Genomic DNA, 19,417 nt, shown 5'->3' with positions numbered 1-19,417 from the left:
TATTTTTGTAAGTGTTTCAGCGATGTTGTTTTTCCCCAAGCAAACCGTATATAACAAAATCAGCAATTCCTTCCTCGAGGTTTTCAAATGGCATTTTTTCCGAAATGACTTCTTCTTGTAACTTTTCGAAGTTGAGGATGAACCAAATCACACTGGTAATCCCAATTTCGTAAATGAGAATCTGGGCTAGGGATCTGTCTTCGTTTGAAAACTTATTCAGCAAGTTTTCCATATATTTGCCTTGCGTATACAACTGCTTCCAAAACATCCGTGCAAGCTAAGGGACGAATCGGCATCCATATCTACTTCGACGGCGGTGGAAGGAGTGACACAGGCGAGGCAACGATTCATTGCCCTGATTCAACGATAAATCGACAACAAACTTACCTTCCGGGATCGAAGTCCCGCCGTCATGTGCGATGGCGTTCAATTTCTCCAGCACATGGACAAGATCCTTATGGTTGAAAAGCTGCTTATAGCTCTTCAAACTGGTCACCAGCGATTTGAATGTCATTGCGTATAAATAATTTCTTGTCCATTTTATACGATTTCATGAGGCCGACGCCGCCCATTGCTCCTTGATGGGTGAAGATGGGCAGCCCGGCAAGCGTTAACGTTTAGGCCAGCTCAGGCGTCAGCTCTTCCTGGCTCCGCTTGTCTTTGCTGGCTACCCTCTCTGGCTGCGTTTTTTTTCTTTCCCTTCGCTGAATAAAGAACAGCGTTAGCGGGATGCACAGAAATACCGGGATGGCGGATACCATGAACGTCTCGCCTATCGCGCGGACGGTCGCCTCCTTGGCGATCATGCCACCCAATGCGCTGGCCGCCATCGCTTGCGACGATGCTGCGTCCAGCCCCTGCGATGAGTAAAGGGCGCTGAGCTGCTGCATCACCTGATTCGCTGTGTCATTCGTAATCGAGATGTTTTCGCTGATTTTTGCCGAATAATACGTGGAAAATTGGCTCATGAGCATGGTGAAGATCGCAATCGCCATCGAGCTAAAAACCTGCCTCGTCACATTAGATAGTGGTGATGCCCTGCCTACCTGATGCGGCGGCACTGCGTTCATTCCCACCGTACCAAGCGGCTGCATACACAGTCCGATGCCGATACCCCTGATCGTCAAGACCATGTTCAACCAGCTATTCGGCGTATCCACGGCCAGATTGCCCAAGGCAAATGTAGTCACAGCGGTTATAGACAAGCCCACCAGCCCAATCGGGACGACGCCAAACTTATCGAACAGCTTTCCGCTGATCGGCATCATCAGAGCCATCGCCACCGATTGCGGCAAGAGCAAAAGGCCGGTTTGAATGGCGGACAAGCCCTGAATGCTTTGCAGATAAATGGGGATCAGGTATGTGCCGCCAATCATTCCCATTGTGATCAAGCTTGAAGAAATGGAGCTTATGGTAAACCGCAAATTGGCAAAAATCCGCAGGTCAAGGATCGGGTCCTTATGCCCAAGCTCCACCCAAATCAACAAAATCAGGCTAAAAGCCGCAACAAACAGCAGGCTGACGATGTAAAACGATGTCCATCCCTCTGATTGTCCTTTGCTCAAAGCAAGCAGCAGGGTTCCGAAGCAGGTGATGCTGAGGATCGCCCCCCACTTATCTAGTGATTGGCCTGCTTTTTTCTCTGTTTCTTTGAGCAGCACCATTCCCATGAACGCAGCGAGCCCACCTACCGGAACCATCAGGAAAAACAGGCTGCGCCACCCCAGATGCTCTACCATCAAACCGCTCAGGGTTGGTCCGATAGCAGGTGCAGTCATGGCCGCAATCCCCCATATGCCTAGAGCCGTCCCCATCTGGCTGCGCGGAAATACGCTGTAAATAATCGTCATCCCGAGCGGCATGATCAAACCGCCGCCGATCCCTTGTACGATGCGGAAAAAGATTAACGTGATGTCACTCCAGGCAATGCCGCACAGGAGCGAACCAACTGTAAAGCCGGCAAGTGAAATCGTAAAGATCGTTTTATAGCCAAATTTGTCTCCCAAAAAACCGCTAAATGGAATCGCGACTGCCGATGCCAGCATGTATCCCGTCAGGATCCACTGTGTGACATCAGTTGTTGAGTTAAGTACGGTGGTAATTTTTGGCAAAGCGACATTCAACAAACTAGAGTTAAGTACGGCGGCAAATGTCCCCAGGACGATCGCCAGCAGCGAGAGCCACTTGCTGGAGCCGCTGCCGCTTGCATCTGATTCCAATTCCCGTGTCATGACTCCACTCCCTCTTCAATCCGCACTTTCATTCCCTCAGCCAGCTCTTTTGCGGGATTAATCACGATGCGATCATTGTTCTCCAGGCCGTTCGTAACATAAACCCATTCATCGTCCTTCGGCTTAACGGTAACAGCGGTCTGATGCAACATGTCTCCTTTTACCACATACACGTAGGTTACATCATCTTTGTGAAACAATGCGGAAGCAGGCACTTCCCGGCCGTTTTGCGGTTCACCTGTTAAGGATACCAGGGCAATCATTCCAGCCTTTAACATTCCCTGCGGATTGTCCACGAGCACGCTCACCCCCGGCTGCCCGACTGCCATCGCTCTGACGGCAGGAACTTCATCATTCGACTTGTCCGTTGGCACAGCGCTGCAGCCTGTTGAGAGTATGGCCAAACCTGCGAGCAAATGCACCATCCGATTCCTTCTTCGTTTTTTCATCGCTATCGTCCCCTTGGTTACCCTTTCACCTTGATTTTGATGACCGCATTCGCTCCTGCAAACAGCGGTGTATCAGTCTGTACTATCGCAATTTTAATCGGTACCCGCTGTTTCACCTTGGTGAAATTCCCGCTGGTGGCAGGCAGCAGGGCAAAGGTGGAATTGGTCGCATGACCGATCTCAGAAACCTCACCTGTGAAGGTCTGATTGGGGAACGCGTCAACAGTAAAACGGACCGGCTGCCCCAGCTTAATCCGCGTCAAGTCTGTTTCTTCAATATTGGCTTTCAGATATAGCTTGCTCTCGTCAACGATCAGTGCGATGGCTTGAGATGCCGAGACCACTTCCCCTGCCTTTGCGTTGACCTTTATCACCCTGCCGCTGATCGGGGCCCGCAATGTCGCATGTTCCAACTGGTAACCGGGCAAATTGGAGGGATCCAGATTGCCGACGATCTGATCTGCCAGCACCTGCTCTCCTTCTTTGATGGTTAACGACTTTAATTTCCCTGAGATTTGCGGCATCACGCGATATATATCGCCGGCAACTTGTGCGTCCTCTGTGGAAATATAGTGGGCACCCTGGTACCAGTAATAGTAACCAATGCCTCCGCCGGAGAGGATGAGCGCAAGCAAGATCACTGTCAGGATGATTTTCTTCTTCATCGTTTCTCCCCCATTTTCTCCCTTTCATCAATACACCTGCAATCTGGAGTACCTGCGAGTACCCGCAGCGAGTTCTTCAGCTCAACTTTTGTTCGTTGTGCCCATCACATTCATCAACTCTGTTCTTTGCTGCTCCAGCTCGGCTACAAGTTCGGCAAGCTCCGGCTCCCTTGCCAGCAGGGCGAGCAAGGCATCCATCAAAAGAGATGTATACTGTTTGGCGTTTGCTTCTTGCTCGATCAGTACGATGGCCTCCTGCAGCTTATCCCCCTCTTCCAAATCGGATGATAATCTGCTGATTTTCTCCTGCAAGCGTATCAGCGTCTGCTTGAAGTTTTCTTCATATAGAGGCTGATGCCGTTGACTGTTCGAGTCGTACAACAGCGATTCGTCGATCATCCCCGGCAAATCCCGCCGCCCTTCAAAAACTGCCTCCAGCACCGTACATACATACCGTGTCACGACATCCGCGTCAATTCTGCTGGCATGTACGTACGACAAATAGATAAACTCCCGGATGATCCCTTCCACGCAAAGAATTAAGTCTCCCATGATTGGTTCGACACCTTCTCCAAAGGCATCTCTGAGGCTTATCTTGTATTCTTCCATGATGGCGTTGCGACCGGATTTCATCACATTCATAATGTTCTGACGTTCTGCTCCTGAAAAATTATCCAGAATGTACGCTCCAAAAACACCTCTTGAATAAGAAAAGTCCCAAAATAAACGAATCTTTCTTAACAGTTTTTCTTTCCCGTTAATCGCTTTCTCCGCATGCAGCCCTCTGACTGTTTCCAGAAACTCCTGTTCGGTCAAGAGGAGAATGTCGCTGATGATGGTTTCCTTCGACTTGAAGTACTTGTAGAAGGTAGCCTTTGAAATTTTGCATTCCCTGGCAATATCGTTAATCGAGGTCTGTTGAATTCCTTGTTCCTCAAACAGACGTTTGGCTGTCGATAAGATCTGGTGCTGCTTTTCGTCCATGGAAAACGCCTCCCCTCGGAAGAACTTTCAGGTACTATTGGAGTACTTGTCGGTACCGTTTAGTATTATATATATGATTCGGGTACAGATGTCAATCCAGATCATTCGACATCAAATCCTCTTGATAGCAAAAGAAAAACCCTTGAAATCAAGGGTAGTGTTCCCCGTGAAATCCCCAATCTTTGGGCTGTCACTATTACATTGTAACGACTTTCTTGCAGTGTCTTCATGATTTTGTTTCGTTCTGTTTTTCTAGAGGAAACTGGGAAGTAAAATGAACCATCTGTTCTCTTTGGAACGAACACTTTGTGCAGAGAGATACAATGTGTTACCGCGTTTCTCAACAAAAAAACCCTGTACCAGGGTTTTCCATTTGATCTATCACCAAGGGCTGTATACTCTCCCCGTACAAACTAGTCTTGAAAGAATTCTTTTATCCGCTCCATAAAAGCCTTCGCTGCCTGGCTCAAATAACGGTCGGAGCGGTAAATGATCGCCAGGCTGCGGCTTGGCGCGCCGTCCCTGATGCGGACCGTGCGCAAAACCGGATCATTGATTTGCCGAATCAAGGGATATGGCTGTACCGTTGCGCCTATATTCGCTTTCACCAAGTTCAGAATTGAAGTGGCCGAACTGGTCTCGAGAATGGAATTCAGCTGAAAGCCGTGTTTCCGCACAGACTCCTCCACTAAATCGCGCCCCATAAAACCTTCGGGATACATGATCATCGGAAGACCTCTTAACTCATCCACGTCAATGCTGGTTCGGCTGGCCAGCGGATGCCTCTCGGACACCGTTAGCACATACTCTTCCCGGCATAAAGGAATGGCAACCAGGCGGTCATTTGGCTGGACGTTGGTGCCGATGCCGATATCCACTTCGCTTTCCAGCACCTGCCGCATAATATCAATGGAAGCGATGACCATTAACTTCACCTTTGGAAACGCATGATAAAAATCGATGATCAGCTGTGTAATCCGGTAATCCAGATCGGATGGCATGATCCCGACCTTGATTGTTCCGCTTTGAATATGGCGCAAATCTGCGATCGAATCCTTTACATTTTGTAACGTGTCCAAAATCTGAGTGCCGTAGCTAAGCAGCATCGTACCAGCCTCGGTAAGCGCAATTTTTTTGCCGATTCGATCAAACAGCGGCATGTGCAGCTCATCCTCCAGCGCCCGAATTTGCTGGCTGAGCGTTGGCTGGGTAACGCCGATTTTTTCAGCAGCCTTGGTAAAATGCATTTCTTCGCATACAGCCATGAAATAGTGAAGCTGACGGATCTCCAAGCAAACACCCGCTTTCATAAGAGATACTAATGATCATAATAGAAATCATAATATTGATCAATCAAAATACCTCTTATACACTGTTCTAGACACGGATCAGAATTTTTACAATAGAAAATGGAGAGAATGTACGATGCGTTTTGTTTTTTTGCTTACTGCTCTTTTTCTCGCTTCGCTCAATTTGCGTCCTGTCATCACATCTGTCTCGCCTTTGCTGGGGACGATTCGGGAGACGCTTGGCATGAGCGGTTCCATGGCCAGTCTGTTGACTTCCCTGCCTGTTCTGTGCATGGGTTTCTTCGCGCCTGCGGCAGTTAAACTAGGCAGCCGCTGGAGCATTGAACGGACCATAGCCTATTGCCTCCTGCTAATCGGTGTTGCTACTGCTGCAAGGTATATGGTCAACTCTGCATGGCTGATGCTGCTTACCGCTTTTTTGGCTGGTATCGGGATTGCCATTATTGGTCCGTTGTTGTCCGGATTTATCAAGGAAAATTTCGCGAACCCCACGGCGATGGTCGGGGTCTATTCTATGTCCCTTGTCGTCGGGGCCGCCTTTGGATCAGCTTTTTCCGTTCCATTGCAGACCGTCTTTCGCCATTCCTGGCAAGCATCCGTCGCTTCCTGGTCGGTCTTGGCTTTTATCGCCCTTTGCTTCTGGTGGAGACCAGTCTGGAAGTCGCCGAAATCAACAGTCCCTGCCTTGGCCGGTGCCCAGGCCAAATCGAAAAAAAACGATTTGAAGCTTCCACTGACAAATAAACGGGCTTGGCTGCTGACCTGCTTTTTCGGGTTGATGGCGTTCATGTTTTACTCCCTTACCGCCTGGCTGGCTCCGATCGTAGAAGAACGGGGCTACGACAAACAAACGGCCGGAATGATTTTGACGTTGTTTACTCTCGTGCAAGTACCGGTCAGTTTTCTCCTCCCGATACTGGTCAGCCGTTTTCAACGCAGAGTGGTCTGGCTGATTGGCTGCTCGTTGATGGAGTTGGTCGGCCTCGCGATGCTCCAACTTCCGGTGACTCCGTGGCTGTCCTGTATTTTTCTCGGGATCGGTGCGGGAGGTTTGTTTCCGATGGCTTTAATGCTTCCGATCGATGAGACCGCGAATACGGAAGAAGCAAGCGCGCTCTCAGCCATGACGCAATCGGGCGGCTACATGTTCGCTTCTCTGGGTCCCTTTTGTGTGGGCTTTATCCATGATGCTGCCGGCAGTTTTCCCCCTGCGATCATGGGAATGATGACCGTGGTAGTGATCATGATTCTCATTCAGTTAAAAATTGGAAATAGAAAGGTCAGACATGTTCATTCGCGAGAAAAGGTCTCGGCCTGACATGGATGAACACGTGATAGGCGATACAGCCGACATATAAAAACAGATCACTTGACGGGCAAAAGATACCATTACGTGATCTGTTTTATGATGTTGACTTGCAAAAACTGCCTGTTATGTAAACGAAAGGCTGCCGCTTCTGCTGGCAGCCCTGGTTGAGATACGTTACATATGTTCTCCTTGTCATGCTAAGAAATTACGAATCCCATACAACGAAAGCAGATTTAATGATTACGCAAGTATCTTCCCGTAATCGACTGCTCCGCATGGATGATCTGCGCCGGTGTGCCCTCGAACACCACCTGACCGCCCTTGCTGCCTCCGTCCGGTCCCATATCGATGATCCAATCCGCTTGGCTGATCACATCGAGGTTGTGCTCGATGACGATCACCGTATTGCCGGCATCCACGAGGCGGTTCATGATTCCCAAAAGGTGACCGATATCTGACATATGGAGGCCGGTCGTCGGCTCGTCCATCACGTAGATGCTGCCCTTCTTATGCAGCTCGCTTGCCAGCTTGATGCGCTGGCATTCCCCGCCCGATAGCGTGCTGAGCGGCTGGCCGAGTGTAAGATAGTTCAGCCCCACATCACTCATCGCCTGGAGCTTGCGCACAACCTCTTTCAGATCAAAAAAATCCAATGCCTGCTCCACAGTCATCTCCAGCACTTCTGCAATGGACTTGCCGTTCAGCTTGTACGCGAGCACCTCTTCCTTGAACCGTCTGCCTCCGCATACTTCGCATGGCAGCTTCACGCTGTCGAGGTAGGCAAGGTCTGTATACACAACACCCAGCCCTTGGCAGTTCTCGCAAGCGCCCTTGGAGTTGAAGCTGAACAAGCCTTGGCCCACCTTGTTCGCGGAAGCAAACGCCTTGCGCACATCATCCATAATGCCCGTATAGGTCGCGGGATTCGAGCGTGTCGACACTCCTACCGCCGATTGGTCGATGACGACCGCATCCGGATGCTGGCTGAGGAATACTTCGTTAATCAGCGTACTCTTGCCCGAGCCGGCGACACCCGTAACTGCCGTCAGCACTCCGGTTGGAATATCTACACTCACGTTCCGCAGGTTGTGCAGTGTAGCATCTTTGATGGACAGCTTGCCGGATGGCTGCCGAGGGTCGTGCTTCAGTTGGAGCGGCCGCTTCATATGGGTGCCTGTCAGTGTACCTGACTCCAACAGGCCTTGGAAGCTTCCTTCATACACGATGGCACCGCCGCGGCTGCCGGCGTGAGGCCCGACGTCGACGATATGATCCGCCACCTTGATCACATCGGGATCATGCTCGACGACAATCACGGTATTGCCCTTGTCACGCAGTTTCTGAAGCAATCCATTTAACCGGTGTACGTCACGGGGGTGCAAGCCAACGCTGGGCTCATCGAAGATGTAAGTGACATCCACCAGACTGCCGCTCAGGTGCTTCACCATCTTGACCCGCTGCGACTCGCCGCCGGACAATGTATCCGTCTCACGGTCCAGCGTCAAGTAGTCAAGTCCGATATCCACCAGATGCTGCAGCCGCTCCGTCAGCGATTTGACGATCGGCGCAGCGACAGGATTGTCAATCTCCCGAATGACGCGTATGAGCTGTCCGACCTCCATAGAGGACAGCTCCGCAATGTTGTGTCCATTGATCCTGCAATTGAGCGCAGCCTGACTGAGTCTCGCGCCGCGGCAGCTGGAACAGGTACCCTCGGTGATATACGGCGCAACAGTTTGTTGTGTGCGCTCGGAATACGTCTTCAGATCACGCTTGATGTACTTGTTGGTGAACTTCTCGATGACGCCTTCCACCGTAATGTTCACTGTCTTCCCGCCAAACTGCGTCGCCACTTTCCTCGCCTTGCCGTACAGCAGTTGTTCCAGTTCCTCTTCCGAATAATCGCTCAGCTTCTTGTCGGGATCGAAGGGCCCCGACTGCACGATCATCGCCCAATCCATGCTGTTTACCGCATAGCCAGGCAGCATGATTGCCCCTTCATTCAGCGACTTTGACATGTCCAGCGCCTTGCTCATGTCGACGCCCAGCCTGCGACCGATCCCGTTGCACTCGGGACACATGCCTTGCGGATCGTTAAACGAGAACATGTGCGCTTGTCCAACATAGGGCTGACCCACTCGGGAGAAGAGCAGACGGAGAATGGGAGAGATATCGGTAATCGTGCCCATCGTGGAATGGGAACCGCCGCCCAGCCGCTTCTGATCCACAATTACAGCCATGCTCAGGTTTTCGATCGCGTCTGCATCCGGTTGCGGAAAACGCGGCAGAAAGTTGCGGACGAACATGCTGAAGTTTTCGTTCAGCAGGCGCTGGGATTCAGCGGCGATGGTATCGAAAACGATCGATGACTTGCCGGATCCGGATACCCCGGTGAAGATCGTGATCTTCCGCTTGGGAACGCGCAAGGATACGTTCTTGAGATTGTTTTCCCTCGCACCCGAGATTACGATATACTCCTGATTCGATTCGCTCATGCTTCACACCCTTCCCATCGTGTCAATTTTTATTTGTATCTCACATTATACCATTCATCACGCAGAGAAAGCCGTGGAGCGACATAGAAGTTGGAGTGTCGATCTAAAGCTCGAGCAACAAGGTCGCCAAATAATCCCTTCTTTGGCTTCACCACCAGCGCTTTTGCTTACATTTCATATTCTCCTTTAATCACAAAAAACGAGCCCCGAATGGTTCCAGCCAGTTTAGACTTCTGCTTCGCAAACTTAAACTTCTCTTCTAACTCCTTTGGTACCTCCATCCCCTCGGAAAGTTTAAAACCAACGGCCCGCTTCTTAGAGTCATCAACTGTATACATGACGTTGACCACAAGACCATCCTCATAAAAGACATAGGCCATTTTGATATTTTCCACTTGAAAACGCGACGTTTCCAAGGGTTTGGCCGAAAACTCAATATCACGTTCTTTTTTCAGAATTCGGTTCACATAATCGAGGGTCTCCTGATCTTCGCTAGCAGGTGTAACCGTAAATTCATGCTTGTATTTGTTCATAAAGTAACGGGCTTCATTCGCACGTAAACCAGCAAGCGCTTCTGCTACAGGTGAAGACTCTAAACCAGCCGTAGTCACATTTTTGAAATCAACGATACTGGACATTTCCATCTCTCCTCTTATCTCTTTGTTTCCTCACAACAAGAATTCACAAGATGTTACTGGTCCGTAAGGGAAGTTGCTTGGCGTCATCATTGTACAAAGAGCAAACGGCGAAGCACCAAGCCGTTTGCTTTTTTCTTGATGTTTGGTACCAAAAGCGATTACTGTTCCAACACCTTTTCAAGCTCGCCGCACCATTTACTCCAGCCATACTTAGCGCCTTCGAGTCCTTGAACGTTTGAGAAACCGGTTTGTTCGAGATGGAGGTTAACCTTTCCGTCCCCTAAATCCTGCAGCGTCCAGGTGACTGTGTGCTTCTCCTCTCCGCTGGCCCAAGTATAGGACAAACGGTTTGGTGCGTCCACGATAAGTACTTCTCCGTCAATAATTCCATTCCACCATTGGGTCGGTTGAGCGCGAAACTGAAAACGGTGTCCTACAACGGGCTTAAAATCATTATCCATTGCCTGACCGGTGTGGATGTCGACCACCCACCTGGCAAGCTTGCTTGAATCGGTTAAGGCGGACCAAAGCTTCTCGATTGATGTCGTATACTGAAAATCCAAGGTTAATGATAAACTCATTCTTCTTCCTCCTCTAATAGTTGGTTTAAGCGCAACATATTCGTACTCCAGAACTTGTTGTAGAAAGCCACCCAATCTTGAACTTCTCTGAGTGGAGAGGCGTTTAGCCTAAATCGCGTTTCTCTGCCGACTTTTCGGTCAAGTACCAGTCCGGCCTCTTTCAGGATTGTCAAATGCTTGGATACAGCTGTACGGCCCATTTGAAACTGTGACGTTAACTCATGAAGCGGTTTCTCCTCTGCCTCTGCTAACAGACGAATCAGTTGGCGCCTCGTTGGATCTGCAATCGCGTCAAACACATCCCGAAATTGTTTGTTTTCGCTCATGGCACCCCCCTCCAAAATATTATTTTCTGTAGGACAAACCTATTGGTAGTACGGGGGAACAGTTGAAGCTTATGCAGGTTCCAAACTTTCCAAATGACTAATTGCTAATTGGACACTATTTAGTGTCGATTTGATTATAGGCCACCATTTGGTGTCGTGTCAACAACATTTGCTGCGCTGGAAAAGTTGCCTGCGGCATCGCAAGGCGTTGGAAGTCTCTTCAAAGCTTGCAATCACTGATGATCAGCAGGAAATTATCAATAAGTTTCCCATTTTCTTCTGTTTCCGGACTCTTAAGCGAAAACGATCGTTTTGTTCCCGTAAACGATCACTTTGTCCTCTACATGCCATGAGATAGCTTGTGCCAAGACGTTTCGCTCTACGCGGCGCCCAGCCACCTTCAGATCGGATTCATTCAGGCGGTGATTGACTCTGATGACGTCCTGCTCAATAATCGGCCCCTCATCGAGATCATTGGTCACGTAGTGTGCGGTTGCGCCGATCAGTTTTACGCCGCGCATAAATGCCCGTTTGTAGGGATTGGCGCCAATGAACGCGGGAAGGAATGAGTGATGGATGTTAATGATTTGATTGGGGTAATGCGCGATGAAACGCGGAGAGAGTATTTGCATGTACCTTGCCAGCACGAGGAAGTCTGCCTTTCCCCGCAAAATCTCCAGGGCTGCCTGCTCCGCTTCTTCTTTGGTTTGCGTATTCGTCGGGATGTGGTAAAAAGGAATTCCGTAAGATTCCACGGTATCCTTTACATCGGGATGATTGCTGATAACCATGGGGATGTCGACGAGAATCTCTCTGGACTTCCAGCGCCATAAGAGTTCGACTAAACAATGGTCCATCTTGGATACAAAAATTGCCATCCGTTTGGTTTGACTCCCCTTGCTGAGGCGCCATTCCATCGGGTACTCCTGTGCCATGTTGGACAGATCCTGCTCCAATTGCGGGTAGGAAGCTTCAAGCGAATCCAAATCAAAGAGGATGCGCATAAAAAACATGCCGTCCCGAGGGTCTGTCGTATGCTGATCAAACTGTACGATATTTGCTTTGTAGCCAAATAACAGGTTGGATACGGCAGAGATGATCCCCAGACGCTCCGGGCAGGAGATCAACAGCACAGCTCTGTTTTCCTTTTTGGCCAAATCGTGATCCATTTCAATCCCTCCGTTTTTATTCCCCCATAATCAACAGGGAGTATGGATATTGAATATTCTTCCCCCTATCACGGGCGTCTTCTCATACGTAAAAAAAGACAGGGGAAAGAAAGATTACGATCATCTCCCTTTCCTCTGTCCTTTTACCTGAGAGTTTAATTCCGCCTTGTGGCGCAGAGTATTCCCCTTTGGTGGCTTTTCAGCGCTCTCCAGAGGTACGTCCAATCGCAGTATCTTTACCTGAGAGATTAATCCCAAAGGGTTTTTTGGGACTTGCTCCTTCGGTGCTAAACCAATCGTCTAGTCTCTCCTGCAATCTTCATCCGCAGCTATTGAAATGATAGGAACATTTTTTCCAGTAAAGCACGGGTACCATATTCTTGTCAATTCGAAAAAGAAACGGTATTCCGTCAATTCAACCTACTCTCATCTTTTATGTCTGGCGATGAAGTCACAAATCCGTCTTACCCCTTCCAACAGCTGCGATTCTTCTGTTGCAAGAGATATGCGGACCATTTTGCTGGTGAGCTCTCCAAAGGTGGTGCCCGGTGCTACCGCCACTTTTTCCTCTTTCAGCAAATCCAGCGCCAGCTCATCGGCTGTCCGATCCAGTTCCGACATATCAACCAGCATATAGAAAGCGCCGTCCGGTTTGAACGCTTTTACGTTTGCCTGTGTAAACAAATCGTATGCTTTGTCCCGTCTCTGTTTGTAGCTTTCCCTCATCTCCTCAACAAAGTCCTGCGGCCCGCGGATCGAAGCCTCGGCTGCTTTTTGCGAAATGGAGGAGGCGCAAGAGATCAAGGGCAGCAGCACTTTTCCCATTAGCGCGGTAATTTCCGGATTGGCCACGGCGTAGCCGATTCGCCAACCGGTCATCGCGTAGTTTTTCGACGCGCCAAATATGCTGATAACACGGCCATCGGTGTCAAACGCCTTTGGACTGATATGAGTACCATCGAAGACAATCCCGTCGTACACTTCGTCCGATATCACGTACAGATCGTGTTTGACGGCAAATGCCAGCAATTCCATGATCTGTTCCCGCGTCAGCACGGCTCCCGTCGGGTTCCCCGGGGTATTGATGAAAATCGCCTTGGTTTTCGGTGTAACCAGTCGTTCCAGCTCCTCCAGATCAGGGGCAAAACCGTTCTCCATCCGCAAATGATATCTTCTGGCTGCCGACCCTTGCGCGAGTGCCATCATTTCATAAGCCGGCCAGCCCGGATCGGGAATCAGGATTTCTTCATCAGCGTCGGCAATCGCCTGTAAACAGGCGGTCAAAGCCGTTACTGCACCGGTGGTGACCAGTACCTGTTCACTTGTGATCGTTAAGCCATAGCGGCGGGCAAGATGCTCACACAGTGCATCCCGCAGCGATGGAAAGCCGTACACCGAGGTGTAGCCAGTAAAACCTTCGTTCATGGCTGCAGTGGCTGCTTCCCGGATATGCAGCGGCGTATTGGCGTTAGGTTCACCCACTTCCAGATGAATGGCATCGGGAATCGCCGCGGATAGCTCCATGAGCTGGCGGATTCCTGAATGAGGCAGCCTGCTTCTCGTTTTGGACAATTCTTTCATACTCGTATCTCTCCTTCGCGTTTTGGATACACGATCTTAAAAGTACGTAGATGAGTCTTACCTATTTCTCTGTTTTTTAATATGATAAGGTTCATAGATACCGGTGTCTCCATCCAATTGGTTTGCATCTGGGAGCCAACCAAGCTTTATCAGAGAGTCGTCACATTTGCAGACCGCAAGACGAGGTGAAATACATGTTCCTATCCGACTGGAAGCCAAATCGCGCCGACCCGGTCCCTTTGTATAAGCAGATCACGCATTTCATCAAGCAAAAAATTAGCAATGGGGAGTGGCCGCTAGGGAGTAAAATTCCCACGGAGCGGATGTTAGCGCGAGAGTTCGGTGTCAATCGAAGCACGGTCGTAACTGCTTTTGCCGAATTGACTGCCGAGGGCCTGATCGAGGGGAGCAGCGGAAGCGGAACGAGAGTGGTAAACAATACGTGGTCGATCATGGCGGCCAACTCGGCGCCCGATTGGGATGCCTATACCAGATCCGGTGTCTACCGGCCCAGTCTGCCCACCGTTCAAGACATTAATCAATCGGAAAACAGTCCAACGATCATTCGTCTGGGCACAGCAGGTCCTCCCCCCGAACTTTTTCCGACTGACATGCTGCAATCCATCCTGCCCAAGCTGCCGGCCATGATGAAATCGCTGGATTACGAGGATCCCAAGGGACTGCTTTATCTGAGACAGCAGATAAGCGATTACGCGAGGAAAAGAGGAATCGTGGCCTCGCCATCCTCCATCCTGATCGTATCAGGAGCGCTGCAAGCTCTTCAACTGATCTCGATGGGTCTCTTGAAGCGGGGATCTGTCGTTTTGGCGGAAAAACCTTCCTATGTCCAGTCTCTGTCTGTGTTTCAATCTGCGGGAATGAGGATGGCAGGGCTGCCGCTCGATCAAGATGGCCTCGTGACGGATGCGATTCCGCAGCAGAAGCGGGAGCTAAAGGCGGCGATGCTCTATACAATCCCCTGCTTTCACAACCCTACCGGCATCTTGATGGCCGAAGAGCGGCGCAAGCAGCTGCTGGCGATATGCGAGCGGGAGCAGCTCCCGATCGTCGAGGATGATGTCTATCGGGATTTATGGCTTGACCACATTCCGCCCGCTCCGTTAAAAGCAAGGGATAAAAACGGCTTGGTGCTGTACCTGGGAAGCATGTCGAAGACCTTGGGGCCTGGACTTCGCATCGGTTGGCTGATCGGCCCGGATCCTGTCATCAACCGGCTGGCCGACCTCAAAATGCAGTTGGATTACGGGTCGAGCTCCCTGTCGCAATGGACCGTCGCTGAGTGCCTGAGAAGCGGCCTGTACGAGCAGCATTTGCTGCAGACAAGAGAGACTTTGCAGAGACGCCGGGAGGCCGCCTTACATGCGTTGGACACATATATGACAGGAATGGCCTCGTGGAGCTGCCCCTCTGGCGGATTTTTCATTTGGCTGCGGCTGCATCGTCCTGTTTCGATGCGGGCGCTGTTTGAGAAAGCCCTCCAACAAGAAGTTTTGCTCTACCCCGGGAATATTTACGACCGGTCTGATCACCATCATCTACGGCTTTCATACGGCAGTGCATCGCCGGCCGAATTGGAAGAAGGAATTTCGCGATTGGCGAAGATCATTCAGAAATTTGAACGATAGGCCAAAAGAGCCGATATCCCGCCTAAAGGAGGAATATCGGCTCTCGTGCTTACTGGATAAGATTATTGGACGAAATCTTCCTCTGTCAAATCCATATTGACTCCCATGGCGGCACGGCTGCCGTCGGCTGCGGCATAGATCAATTGGGAAGGTGCGATGTATGAAGCATCCCCGGCGGCGTATAAACCAGGTATCGAGGTTCGTCCCAATGGATCCGTCTTGATCCCGCCGTGCTCCGTCCGTTCACAACCCAATTGTTCTCCAAACGGTGTACTTTGCACAAACTGGGGAGTCACGAAGCCGCCAGTCCGCGGAACTCTGATCCCATCGGCAAAGCGAACCTGCTCAAGCTGTCCGTTTTGGCCGATAAAAGCCGCAATTGGCTGCTCCCTGACTACGACCCCCTTTGATTCCAGCTGTGTTTTTTGCTCATCCGACAGGGACGCCATGCCGTTCGTACAGACGACCAAATCCTCGCTCCAATTGAGGACCAGTTTAGCAATATGAAAAGCGGACGGATGTTCGGAAACAACGACAAGCGGTTGATCCCGCAGCTCCCAGCCGTCGCAATAGGGGCAATTGAACAAGCTTTTCCCGTACAGCGGATAAAATCCATCGATCTCGGGAAATATCTCCTTTACGCCAGTCGCCAGGATCAGTTTTCGCGCTTGAACGCGAAGGCCCGCCGAATCGAGCAGCTCAAATCCGGATGCAAGCTTGCCAACGGAAACAACCTCGGTTTGCAGATGATCGACTGACGGGTAACGCAGGACTTCCTCATAAGCAATACGGCGGAACTCGCCCGGTGTGGTGCCGTCTCTTGTAATAAAGCCGTGGGAAGCATGTGTGACGGCATTTCTCGGCTGATTGTTGTCGATCAAAGCCACCCTTCTCCTCGCCCGGCCAAGCACAAGGGCTGCATTCAACCCGGCGGGTCCTCCGCCAATAATCGCGCAATCATACATCATGACATTCATCTCCTTTAAATAGATATTAAAGACTTATTATATCTGTAATAAAGCCAAAAATTTTTAATAGCAAACCAACCCCGTTTTCCCATAACGGGGCCTATCCTACACTTTCGCTAGCTTTTCTGCCAGGTCAGCCAATTTCGTTTGTTTGAGATGCTGCTCCATCTTCTCTTCGGCTTCCTTCATTACAGCCTGGATCAGGCATTCTTCGCCGTGGACAAAATCGCATTCAAATAGAGAAGCCGTGCCTTCAATGGCCTGGATAATGTCCAAAAACGTGATGTCGTCTTTTTTGCGGGACAACCGATAGCCCCCATTAGCGCCGGACACCGATTCGATCATCCCCGCTTTTACGAGCCTTGTCAAAATTTTGGAGAGATACGTTGGAGAGACGCCTTGAGACTCCGCCAGCTGTTGAACGCCTACCGGCTTGACCGGAGAAGCGGCCATGAGTGCAAGCATGGTATGCAGGGCATAATTGGTCGCTTTTGTAAATCTCATGATGGCACCTCATTTACAGACTTAATATATCTATAATATCTTTAGAGTGGTTGGTATGTCAAGCCTTGGCTTCAAATCGCCCGGTTGTATTTTTCGATTTCCAGGAATGCCATGAGCAATATCCTGGTTGAGGCTAATACAGGTGTATCCAGGAAAGTGATACGTTTTCTTGGGTGCAGGAACAGCCCCATGCTTTTTCAAAAAACGCCCGCCAATATCATCCAGTTCTTTTGTCGTCATTCCCGCGCGTGCGTGACGTTTCATTTCACGTATCGTCCATGCAACGATTTTTCCAATTTCCTTTAGGGCATCAATGTCTTTTTGAGATCCGATTGTCATAAATGGTCCCCTCCGCTTTTAGATATTTTTATCTTACTACAAAGGAGGAATTTTCCATTAGCCTGCTATGATATTTTATGCCAGCATTAGAAATAGTTCATACTCATTGCTTCACGGACCTCTTCCATTGTTTCTTTTGCTGCAAGGCGTGCTTTTTTTGTCCCTGAGATGAGTATTTCATCTATTTTTTTCGGATCGTTTTGATACACGATTCTTCGTTCCCGTATTGGTTCAAGCAGGTCGTTAATCCTTTGCGTAATGTTTCGCTTGCATTCCATACACCCGATTTGCCCTTTTTTACAGCTTTCATAAATCTCATCGGAGCCTTCTTTACGAAATGCTTGATGATAAGCATAGATCGGGCAAATATCAGGATGGCCGATATCCGTTTTGCGAATTCGGGCTGGATCAGTCGTCGCTTTTTGTATCTTCTCCTGCACCTCTTCTCGGCTAGAATCCAGATAAATGGCATTTCCAAGGCTTTTACTCATTTTTTTGTTTCCGTCTAGACCGACAAGCCGCGGAATGTCCCCGATGAGCGCTTGAGGCTCCACTAACACAGGTTTATAAAGTTGGTTAAAGCGGCGGACGATTCTCCTGGTCTGTTCAATATGAGGCAGCTGGTCCTCGCCTACAGGAACCAAAGCCGCTTTACAAAAAGTAATATCTGCTGTCTGACTTACGGGATATCCAAGGAATCCGTAGTACATATCTTGGAACCCGCGCTCCTTGGCTTCCGCTTTAATCGTTGGATTGTGGCGCAGGGAGTTGACCGTCACAAACATGGAAAAATAAGTGGTTAACTCGGCAATCTCTGGGATCAAAGATTGAATAAAGATCGTTGCTTGATCAGGGTTAATCCCTGCGGATAAATAATCCAATGCCACATAGCGCAAGTTTTGCTTGATCAACTCAGGTTTTTCGAAGTGAGTCGTCAGCGCCTGAACGTCTGCTAGCAGTAAGTAAGTTTCATATTGGTTTTGCAGCTCCACTCGGTTTTTTAGGCTCCCGACGTAATGTCCAAGGTGAAGTTTTCCCGTAATCCGATCACCTGTTAAGATGCGTTCTTTCATTTTTAATCCTCCTCATCATGAAGCTTGGGTCATATAAACTTGAGATCCACCAACCGTCATCCATGGACATCCCCCCTTTCAAGGAACACAAATAAACCCCGCCCGGTAAAGGACGAGGTTGTCGTGGTGCCACCTTTTTTAATCGCAACAAGCGATTCACTCTCAAGTACGGTAAGAAACAGAAAATCCTTACGATACTCCTCTCTTGATAACGGAGAGAGAATCCCGGCAACGCCTACTCATCGTTCAGCGAAGCGATTCAGAAGCCCATTCGGCATCAGGTAAGGATCGGTTCACAGCAACCACCGACTCTCTGAACCTCAGATCTGATACGTACTTGCTCTTCTTCAACATCGTTCATTCCTTACTTCACTTATGAAAAACTGACTAACTGAATATGATCCATAAGTTAAATGAAAATTTGTAACCACCACGTCAGCATGTGACGTGGTGGTATTGCTTACAGTCATTCGACAAGCTGTGCCTCTGATGCTCTTCCGTAGGGCTTTGCCATCAATCGCTCCCACATCGGGATAAACTGCTTGATCAACGGTCCGATCGCCAGGGCCGTTACCAGTGTCCCCGCCGAGACCGGTCCCCCGAGCAGAAAGCCCACAATCATAACCGTGCACTCAATCCCGATCCTGACTTTGCCGATGCCCCAGCCCATGCGTTCATGCAGGGCCAGCATAAAGCTGTCACGCGGTCCGGCTCCCAGCCGCGGCGAGATGTACATGCCCGTGCCGAAGGTATAGATCAGCAGACCGGCAGCGAACAAGACGACTCGCTCGATGACTGTCTCGCCGATAGGGATCCAGTTCAGCCACATGAACAAGTCAATGAACAGCCCAAAGAAAAACATATTCAAAAACATGCCCACCGTCGGTCTGATCTTGGCGATGACATAGGATGCGAGAATAATCAGCGCACCTACGATTTGCGACCACATTCCGATGGTCAGGCCAAACGTCTTCTGCAATCCGATATGCAGTGTATCCCACGGAGCAACGCCTAAATTGGCTTCTATCATCATCCCGATCCCAAAACCCATCACGGCCAATCCCAGCATGAACATGCCGTATCGCACCGTAAGCGGATGAAGCCAGAACTTCCTTCCCATGATTCATCCCCCTTTTTGGGGCGGTTAAC

Annotated in this window: 20 protein-coding genes, 2 riboswitches and 1 other annotated feature; of the genes, 2 read left to right on the top strand and 18 right to left on the bottom strand. The window is 49.9% G+C overall.

Annotated elements, in window-relative coordinates; translation table 11 throughout:
• Window positions 1-16: 16 nt before the first annotated feature.
• The 7 genes from ACI7RC_RS12710 to ACI7RC_RS12680 all read right to left on the bottom strand — a co-directional run bounded on the left by ACI7RC_RS12710 (window position 17) and on the right by ACI7RC_RS12680 (window position 5,621).
• A complete protein-coding gene (locus ACI7RC_RS12710; protein ID WP_408108617.1) occupies window positions 17-232 on the bottom strand; it encodes a hypothetical protein in 216 nt (71 codons plus the stop codon).
• A gap of 385 nt (window positions 233-617) precedes the next feature.
• Entirely contained in the window at window positions 618-2,231 is a 1,614-nt protein-coding gene (locus ACI7RC_RS12705) for a DHA2 family efflux MFS transporter permease subunit (RefSeq protein ID WP_408108616.1), read from the bottom strand.
• Window positions 2,228-2,680, bottom strand: coding sequence for an efflux RND transporter periplasmic adaptor subunit (locus ACI7RC_RS12700; RefSeq protein ID WP_408108615.1), 453 nt, complete (start codon window positions 2,678-2,680; stop codon window positions 2,228-2,230). The genes ACI7RC_RS12705 and ACI7RC_RS12700 overlap by 4 nt, the downstream gene beginning before the upstream one ends.
• Before the next feature lie 17 nt (window positions 2,681-2,697).
• Window positions 2,698-3,345, bottom strand: coding sequence for an HlyD family secretion protein (locus tag ACI7RC_RS12695; protein WP_408108614.1), 648 nt, complete (start codon window positions 3,343-3,345; stop codon window positions 2,698-2,700).
• A gap of 81 nt (window positions 3,346-3,426) precedes the next feature.
• The gene (locus tag ACI7RC_RS12690) at window positions 3,427-4,329 is read right to left on the bottom strand and encodes a TetR/AcrR family transcriptional regulator (protein WP_408108613.1); all 903 of its coding nucleotides are present in this window, start codon (window positions 4,327-4,329) and stop codon (window positions 3,427-3,429) included.
• 101 nt (window positions 4,330-4,430) lie between these two features.
• On the bottom strand, window positions 4,431-4,634 hold the full coding sequence (locus ACI7RC_RS12685; protein ID WP_408108635.1) for a helix-turn-helix domain-containing protein: 204 nt from the start codon (window positions 4,632-4,634) through the stop codon (window positions 4,431-4,433).
• Window positions 4,635-4,742: 108 nt separating this feature from the next.
• Complete coding sequence (locus ACI7RC_RS12680; protein ID WP_408108612.1) at window positions 4,743-5,621, bottom strand: LysR family transcriptional regulator; 879 nt, start codon at window positions 5,619-5,621, stop codon at window positions 4,743-4,745.
• 133 nt (window positions 5,622-5,754) lie between these two features.
• Between ACI7RC_RS12680 and ACI7RC_RS12675 the strand changes: the two genes are divergently transcribed.
• A complete protein-coding gene (locus ACI7RC_RS12675) occupies window positions 5,755-6,957 on the top strand; it encodes an MFS transporter (protein WP_408108611.1) in 1,203 nt (400 codons plus the stop codon).
• Window positions 6,958-7,181: 224 nt separating this feature from the next.
• On the opposite strand, the gene ACI7RC_RS12670 is transcribed toward ACI7RC_RS12675, so the two are convergent.
• From ACI7RC_RS12670 to ACI7RC_RS12645, 6 genes are all read right to left on the bottom strand, one after another.
• Window positions 7,182-9,443: an ATP-binding cassette domain-containing protein gene (locus ACI7RC_RS12670; protein ID WP_408108610.1), complete on the bottom strand. Its 2,262-nt coding sequence runs from the start codon at window positions 9,441-9,443 to the stop codon at window positions 7,182-7,184.
• A gap of 167 nt (window positions 9,444-9,610) precedes the next feature.
• A complete protein-coding gene (locus ACI7RC_RS12665; protein WP_408108609.1) occupies window positions 9,611-10,081 on the bottom strand; it encodes a phage tail protein in 471 nt (156 codons plus the stop codon).
• 158 nt (window positions 10,082-10,239) lie between these two features.
• Window positions 10,240-10,662: an SRPBCC family protein gene (locus ACI7RC_RS12660; RefSeq protein ID WP_408108608.1), complete on the bottom strand. Its 423-nt coding sequence runs from the start codon at window positions 10,660-10,662 to the stop codon at window positions 10,240-10,242.
• Window positions 10,659-10,988 (bottom strand): ArsR/SmtB family transcription factor, encoded by a 330-nt coding sequence (locus ACI7RC_RS12655; protein ID WP_408108607.1) that lies wholly within the window; start codon window positions 10,986-10,988, stop codon window positions 10,659-10,661. The genes ACI7RC_RS12660 and ACI7RC_RS12655 overlap by 4 nt, the downstream gene beginning before the upstream one ends.
• Window positions 10,989-11,281: 293 nt before the next feature.
• On the bottom strand, window positions 11,282-12,157 hold the full coding sequence (gene purU, locus ACI7RC_RS12650; protein WP_408108606.1) for a formyltetrahydrofolate deformylase: 876 nt from the start codon (window positions 12,155-12,157) through the stop codon (window positions 11,282-11,284).
• Window positions 12,158-12,282: 125 nt separating this feature from the next.
• Window positions 12,283-12,375: riboswitch (glycine riboswitch) on the bottom strand.
• A riboswitch (glycine riboswitch) is annotated at window positions 12,376-12,480 on the bottom strand.
• Between the two features lie 103 nt (window positions 12,481-12,583).
• Entirely contained in the window at window positions 12,584-13,738 is a 1,155-nt protein-coding gene (locus tag ACI7RC_RS12645; protein WP_408108605.1) for a pyridoxal phosphate-dependent aminotransferase, read from the bottom strand.
• A gap of 194 nt (window positions 13,739-13,932) precedes the next feature.
• Between ACI7RC_RS12645 and pdxR the strand changes: the two genes are divergently transcribed.
• Window positions 13,933-15,384 carry a MocR-like pyridoxine biosynthesis transcription factor PdxR gene (gene pdxR, locus ACI7RC_RS12640; RefSeq protein ID WP_408108604.1) on the top strand — a complete coding sequence of 484 codons (1,452 nt, stop codon included), beginning with the start codon at window positions 13,933-13,935 and terminating at the stop codon, window positions 15,382-15,384.
• Window positions 15,385-15,446: 62 nt separating this feature from the next.
• Here the strand turns inward: pdxR and ACI7RC_RS12635 are convergent, their stop codons facing one another.
• From ACI7RC_RS12635 to ACI7RC_RS12615, 5 genes are all read right to left on the bottom strand, one after another.
• Window positions 15,447-16,352 (bottom strand): NAD(P)/FAD-dependent oxidoreductase, encoded by a 906-nt coding sequence (locus ACI7RC_RS12635; RefSeq protein WP_408108603.1) that lies wholly within the window; start codon window positions 16,350-16,352, stop codon window positions 15,447-15,449.
• A gap of 105 nt (window positions 16,353-16,457) precedes the next feature.
• Window positions 16,458-16,856 (bottom strand): RrF2 family transcriptional regulator, encoded by a 399-nt coding sequence (locus tag ACI7RC_RS12630; RefSeq protein ID WP_408108602.1) that lies wholly within the window; start codon window positions 16,854-16,856, stop codon window positions 16,458-16,460.
• A 30-nt stretch (window positions 16,857-16,886) separates the two neighbouring features.
• Window positions 16,887-17,195: a M24 family metallopeptidase gene (locus ACI7RC_RS12625; protein ID WP_408108601.1), complete on the bottom strand. Its 309-nt coding sequence runs from the start codon at window positions 17,193-17,195 to the stop codon at window positions 16,887-16,889.
• Window positions 17,196-17,281: 86 nt separating this feature from the next.
• Window positions 17,282-18,268 (bottom strand): tryptophan--tRNA ligase, encoded by a 987-nt coding sequence (trpS, locus tag ACI7RC_RS12620; protein ID WP_408108600.1) that lies wholly within the window; start codon window positions 18,266-18,268, stop codon window positions 17,282-17,284.
• A 105-nt stretch (window positions 18,269-18,373) separates the two neighbouring features.
• Window positions 18,374-18,628 (bottom strand) — a binding site (T-box leader).
• A 106-nt stretch (window positions 18,629-18,734) separates the two neighbouring features.
• A complete protein-coding gene (locus ACI7RC_RS12615) occupies window positions 18,735-19,388 on the bottom strand; it encodes a YczE/YyaS/YitT family protein (RefSeq protein WP_408108599.1) in 654 nt (217 codons plus the stop codon).
• Window positions 19,389-19,417 lie beyond the last annotated feature (29 nt).

It is taken from the genome of Brevibacillus sp. B_LB10_24, assembly GCF_046036945.1.
In the GTDB taxonomy this organism is placed as follows: Bacteria; Bacillota; Bacilli; order Brevibacillales; family Brevibacillaceae; genus Brevibacillus_C.
The sequence above is the reverse complement of the archived record's forward strand: the minus strand, read 5'-3'. Positions and strand labels throughout refer to the sequence as shown.

Coding starts and splice junctions, on each gene's coding strand:
- ACI7RC_RS12675 (WP_408108611.1), top strand. CDS start 5,755: ATGCGTTTTGTTTTTTTGCTTACTGCTCTTTTTCTCGCTTCGCTCAAT.
- ACI7RC_RS12645 (WP_408108605.1), bottom strand. CDS start 13,738: ATGAAAGAATTGTCCAAAACGAGAAGCAGGCTGCCTCATTCAGGAATC.
- ACI7RC_RS12700 (WP_408108615.1), bottom strand. CDS start 2,680: ATGAAAAAACGAAGAAGGAATCGGATGGTGCATTTGCTCGCAGGTTTG.
- ACI7RC_RS12615 (WP_408108599.1), bottom strand. CDS start 19,388: ATGGGAAGGAAGTTCTGGCTTCATCCGCTTACGGTGCGATACGGCATG.
- trpS (WP_408108600.1), bottom strand. CDS start 18,268: ATGAAAGAACGCATCTTAACAGGTGATCGGATTACGGGAAAACTTCAC.
- ACI7RC_RS12710 (WP_408108617.1), bottom strand. CDS start 232: ATGGAAAACTTGCTGAATAAGTTTTCAAACGAAGACAGATCCCTAGCC.
- ACI7RC_RS12705 (WP_408108616.1), bottom strand. CDS start 2,231: ATGACACGGGAATTGGAATCAGATGCAAGCGGCAGCGGCTCCAGCAAG.
- pdxR (WP_408108604.1), top strand. CDS start 13,933: ATGTTCCTATCCGACTGGAAGCCAAATCGCGCCGACCCGGTCCCTTTG.
- ACI7RC_RS12665 (WP_408108609.1), bottom strand. CDS start 10,081: ATGTCCAGTATCGTTGATTTCAAAAATGTGACTACGGCTGGTTTAGAG.
- ACI7RC_RS12630 (WP_408108602.1), bottom strand. CDS start 16,856: ATGAGATTTACAAAAGCGACCAATTATGCCCTGCATACCATGCTTGCA.
- ACI7RC_RS12625 (WP_408108601.1), bottom strand. CDS start 17,195: ATGACAATCGGATCTCAAAAAGACATTGATGCCCTAAAGGAAATTGGA.
- ACI7RC_RS12695 (WP_408108614.1), bottom strand. CDS start 3,345: ATGAAGAAGAAAATCATCCTGACAGTGATCTTGCTTGCGCTCATCCTC.
- purU (WP_408108606.1), bottom strand. CDS start 12,157: ATGGATCACGATTTGGCCAAAAAGGAAAACAGAGCTGTGCTGTTGATC.
- ACI7RC_RS12655 (WP_408108607.1), bottom strand. CDS start 10,988: ATGAGCGAAAACAAACAATTTCGGGATGTGTTTGACGCGATTGCAGAT.
- ACI7RC_RS12670 (WP_408108610.1), bottom strand. CDS start 9,443: ATGAGCGAATCGAATCAGGAGTATATCGTAATCTCGGGTGCGAGGGAA.
- ACI7RC_RS12635 (WP_408108603.1), bottom strand. CDS start 16,352: ATGATGTATGATTGCGCGATTATTGGCGGAGGACCCGCCGGGTTGAAT.
- ACI7RC_RS12690 (WP_408108613.1), bottom strand. CDS start 4,329: ATGGACGAAAAGCAGCACCAGATCTTATCGACAGCCAAACGTCTGTTT.
- ACI7RC_RS12660 (WP_408108608.1), bottom strand. CDS start 10,662: ATGAGTTTATCATTAACCTTGGATTTTCAGTATACGACATCAATCGAG.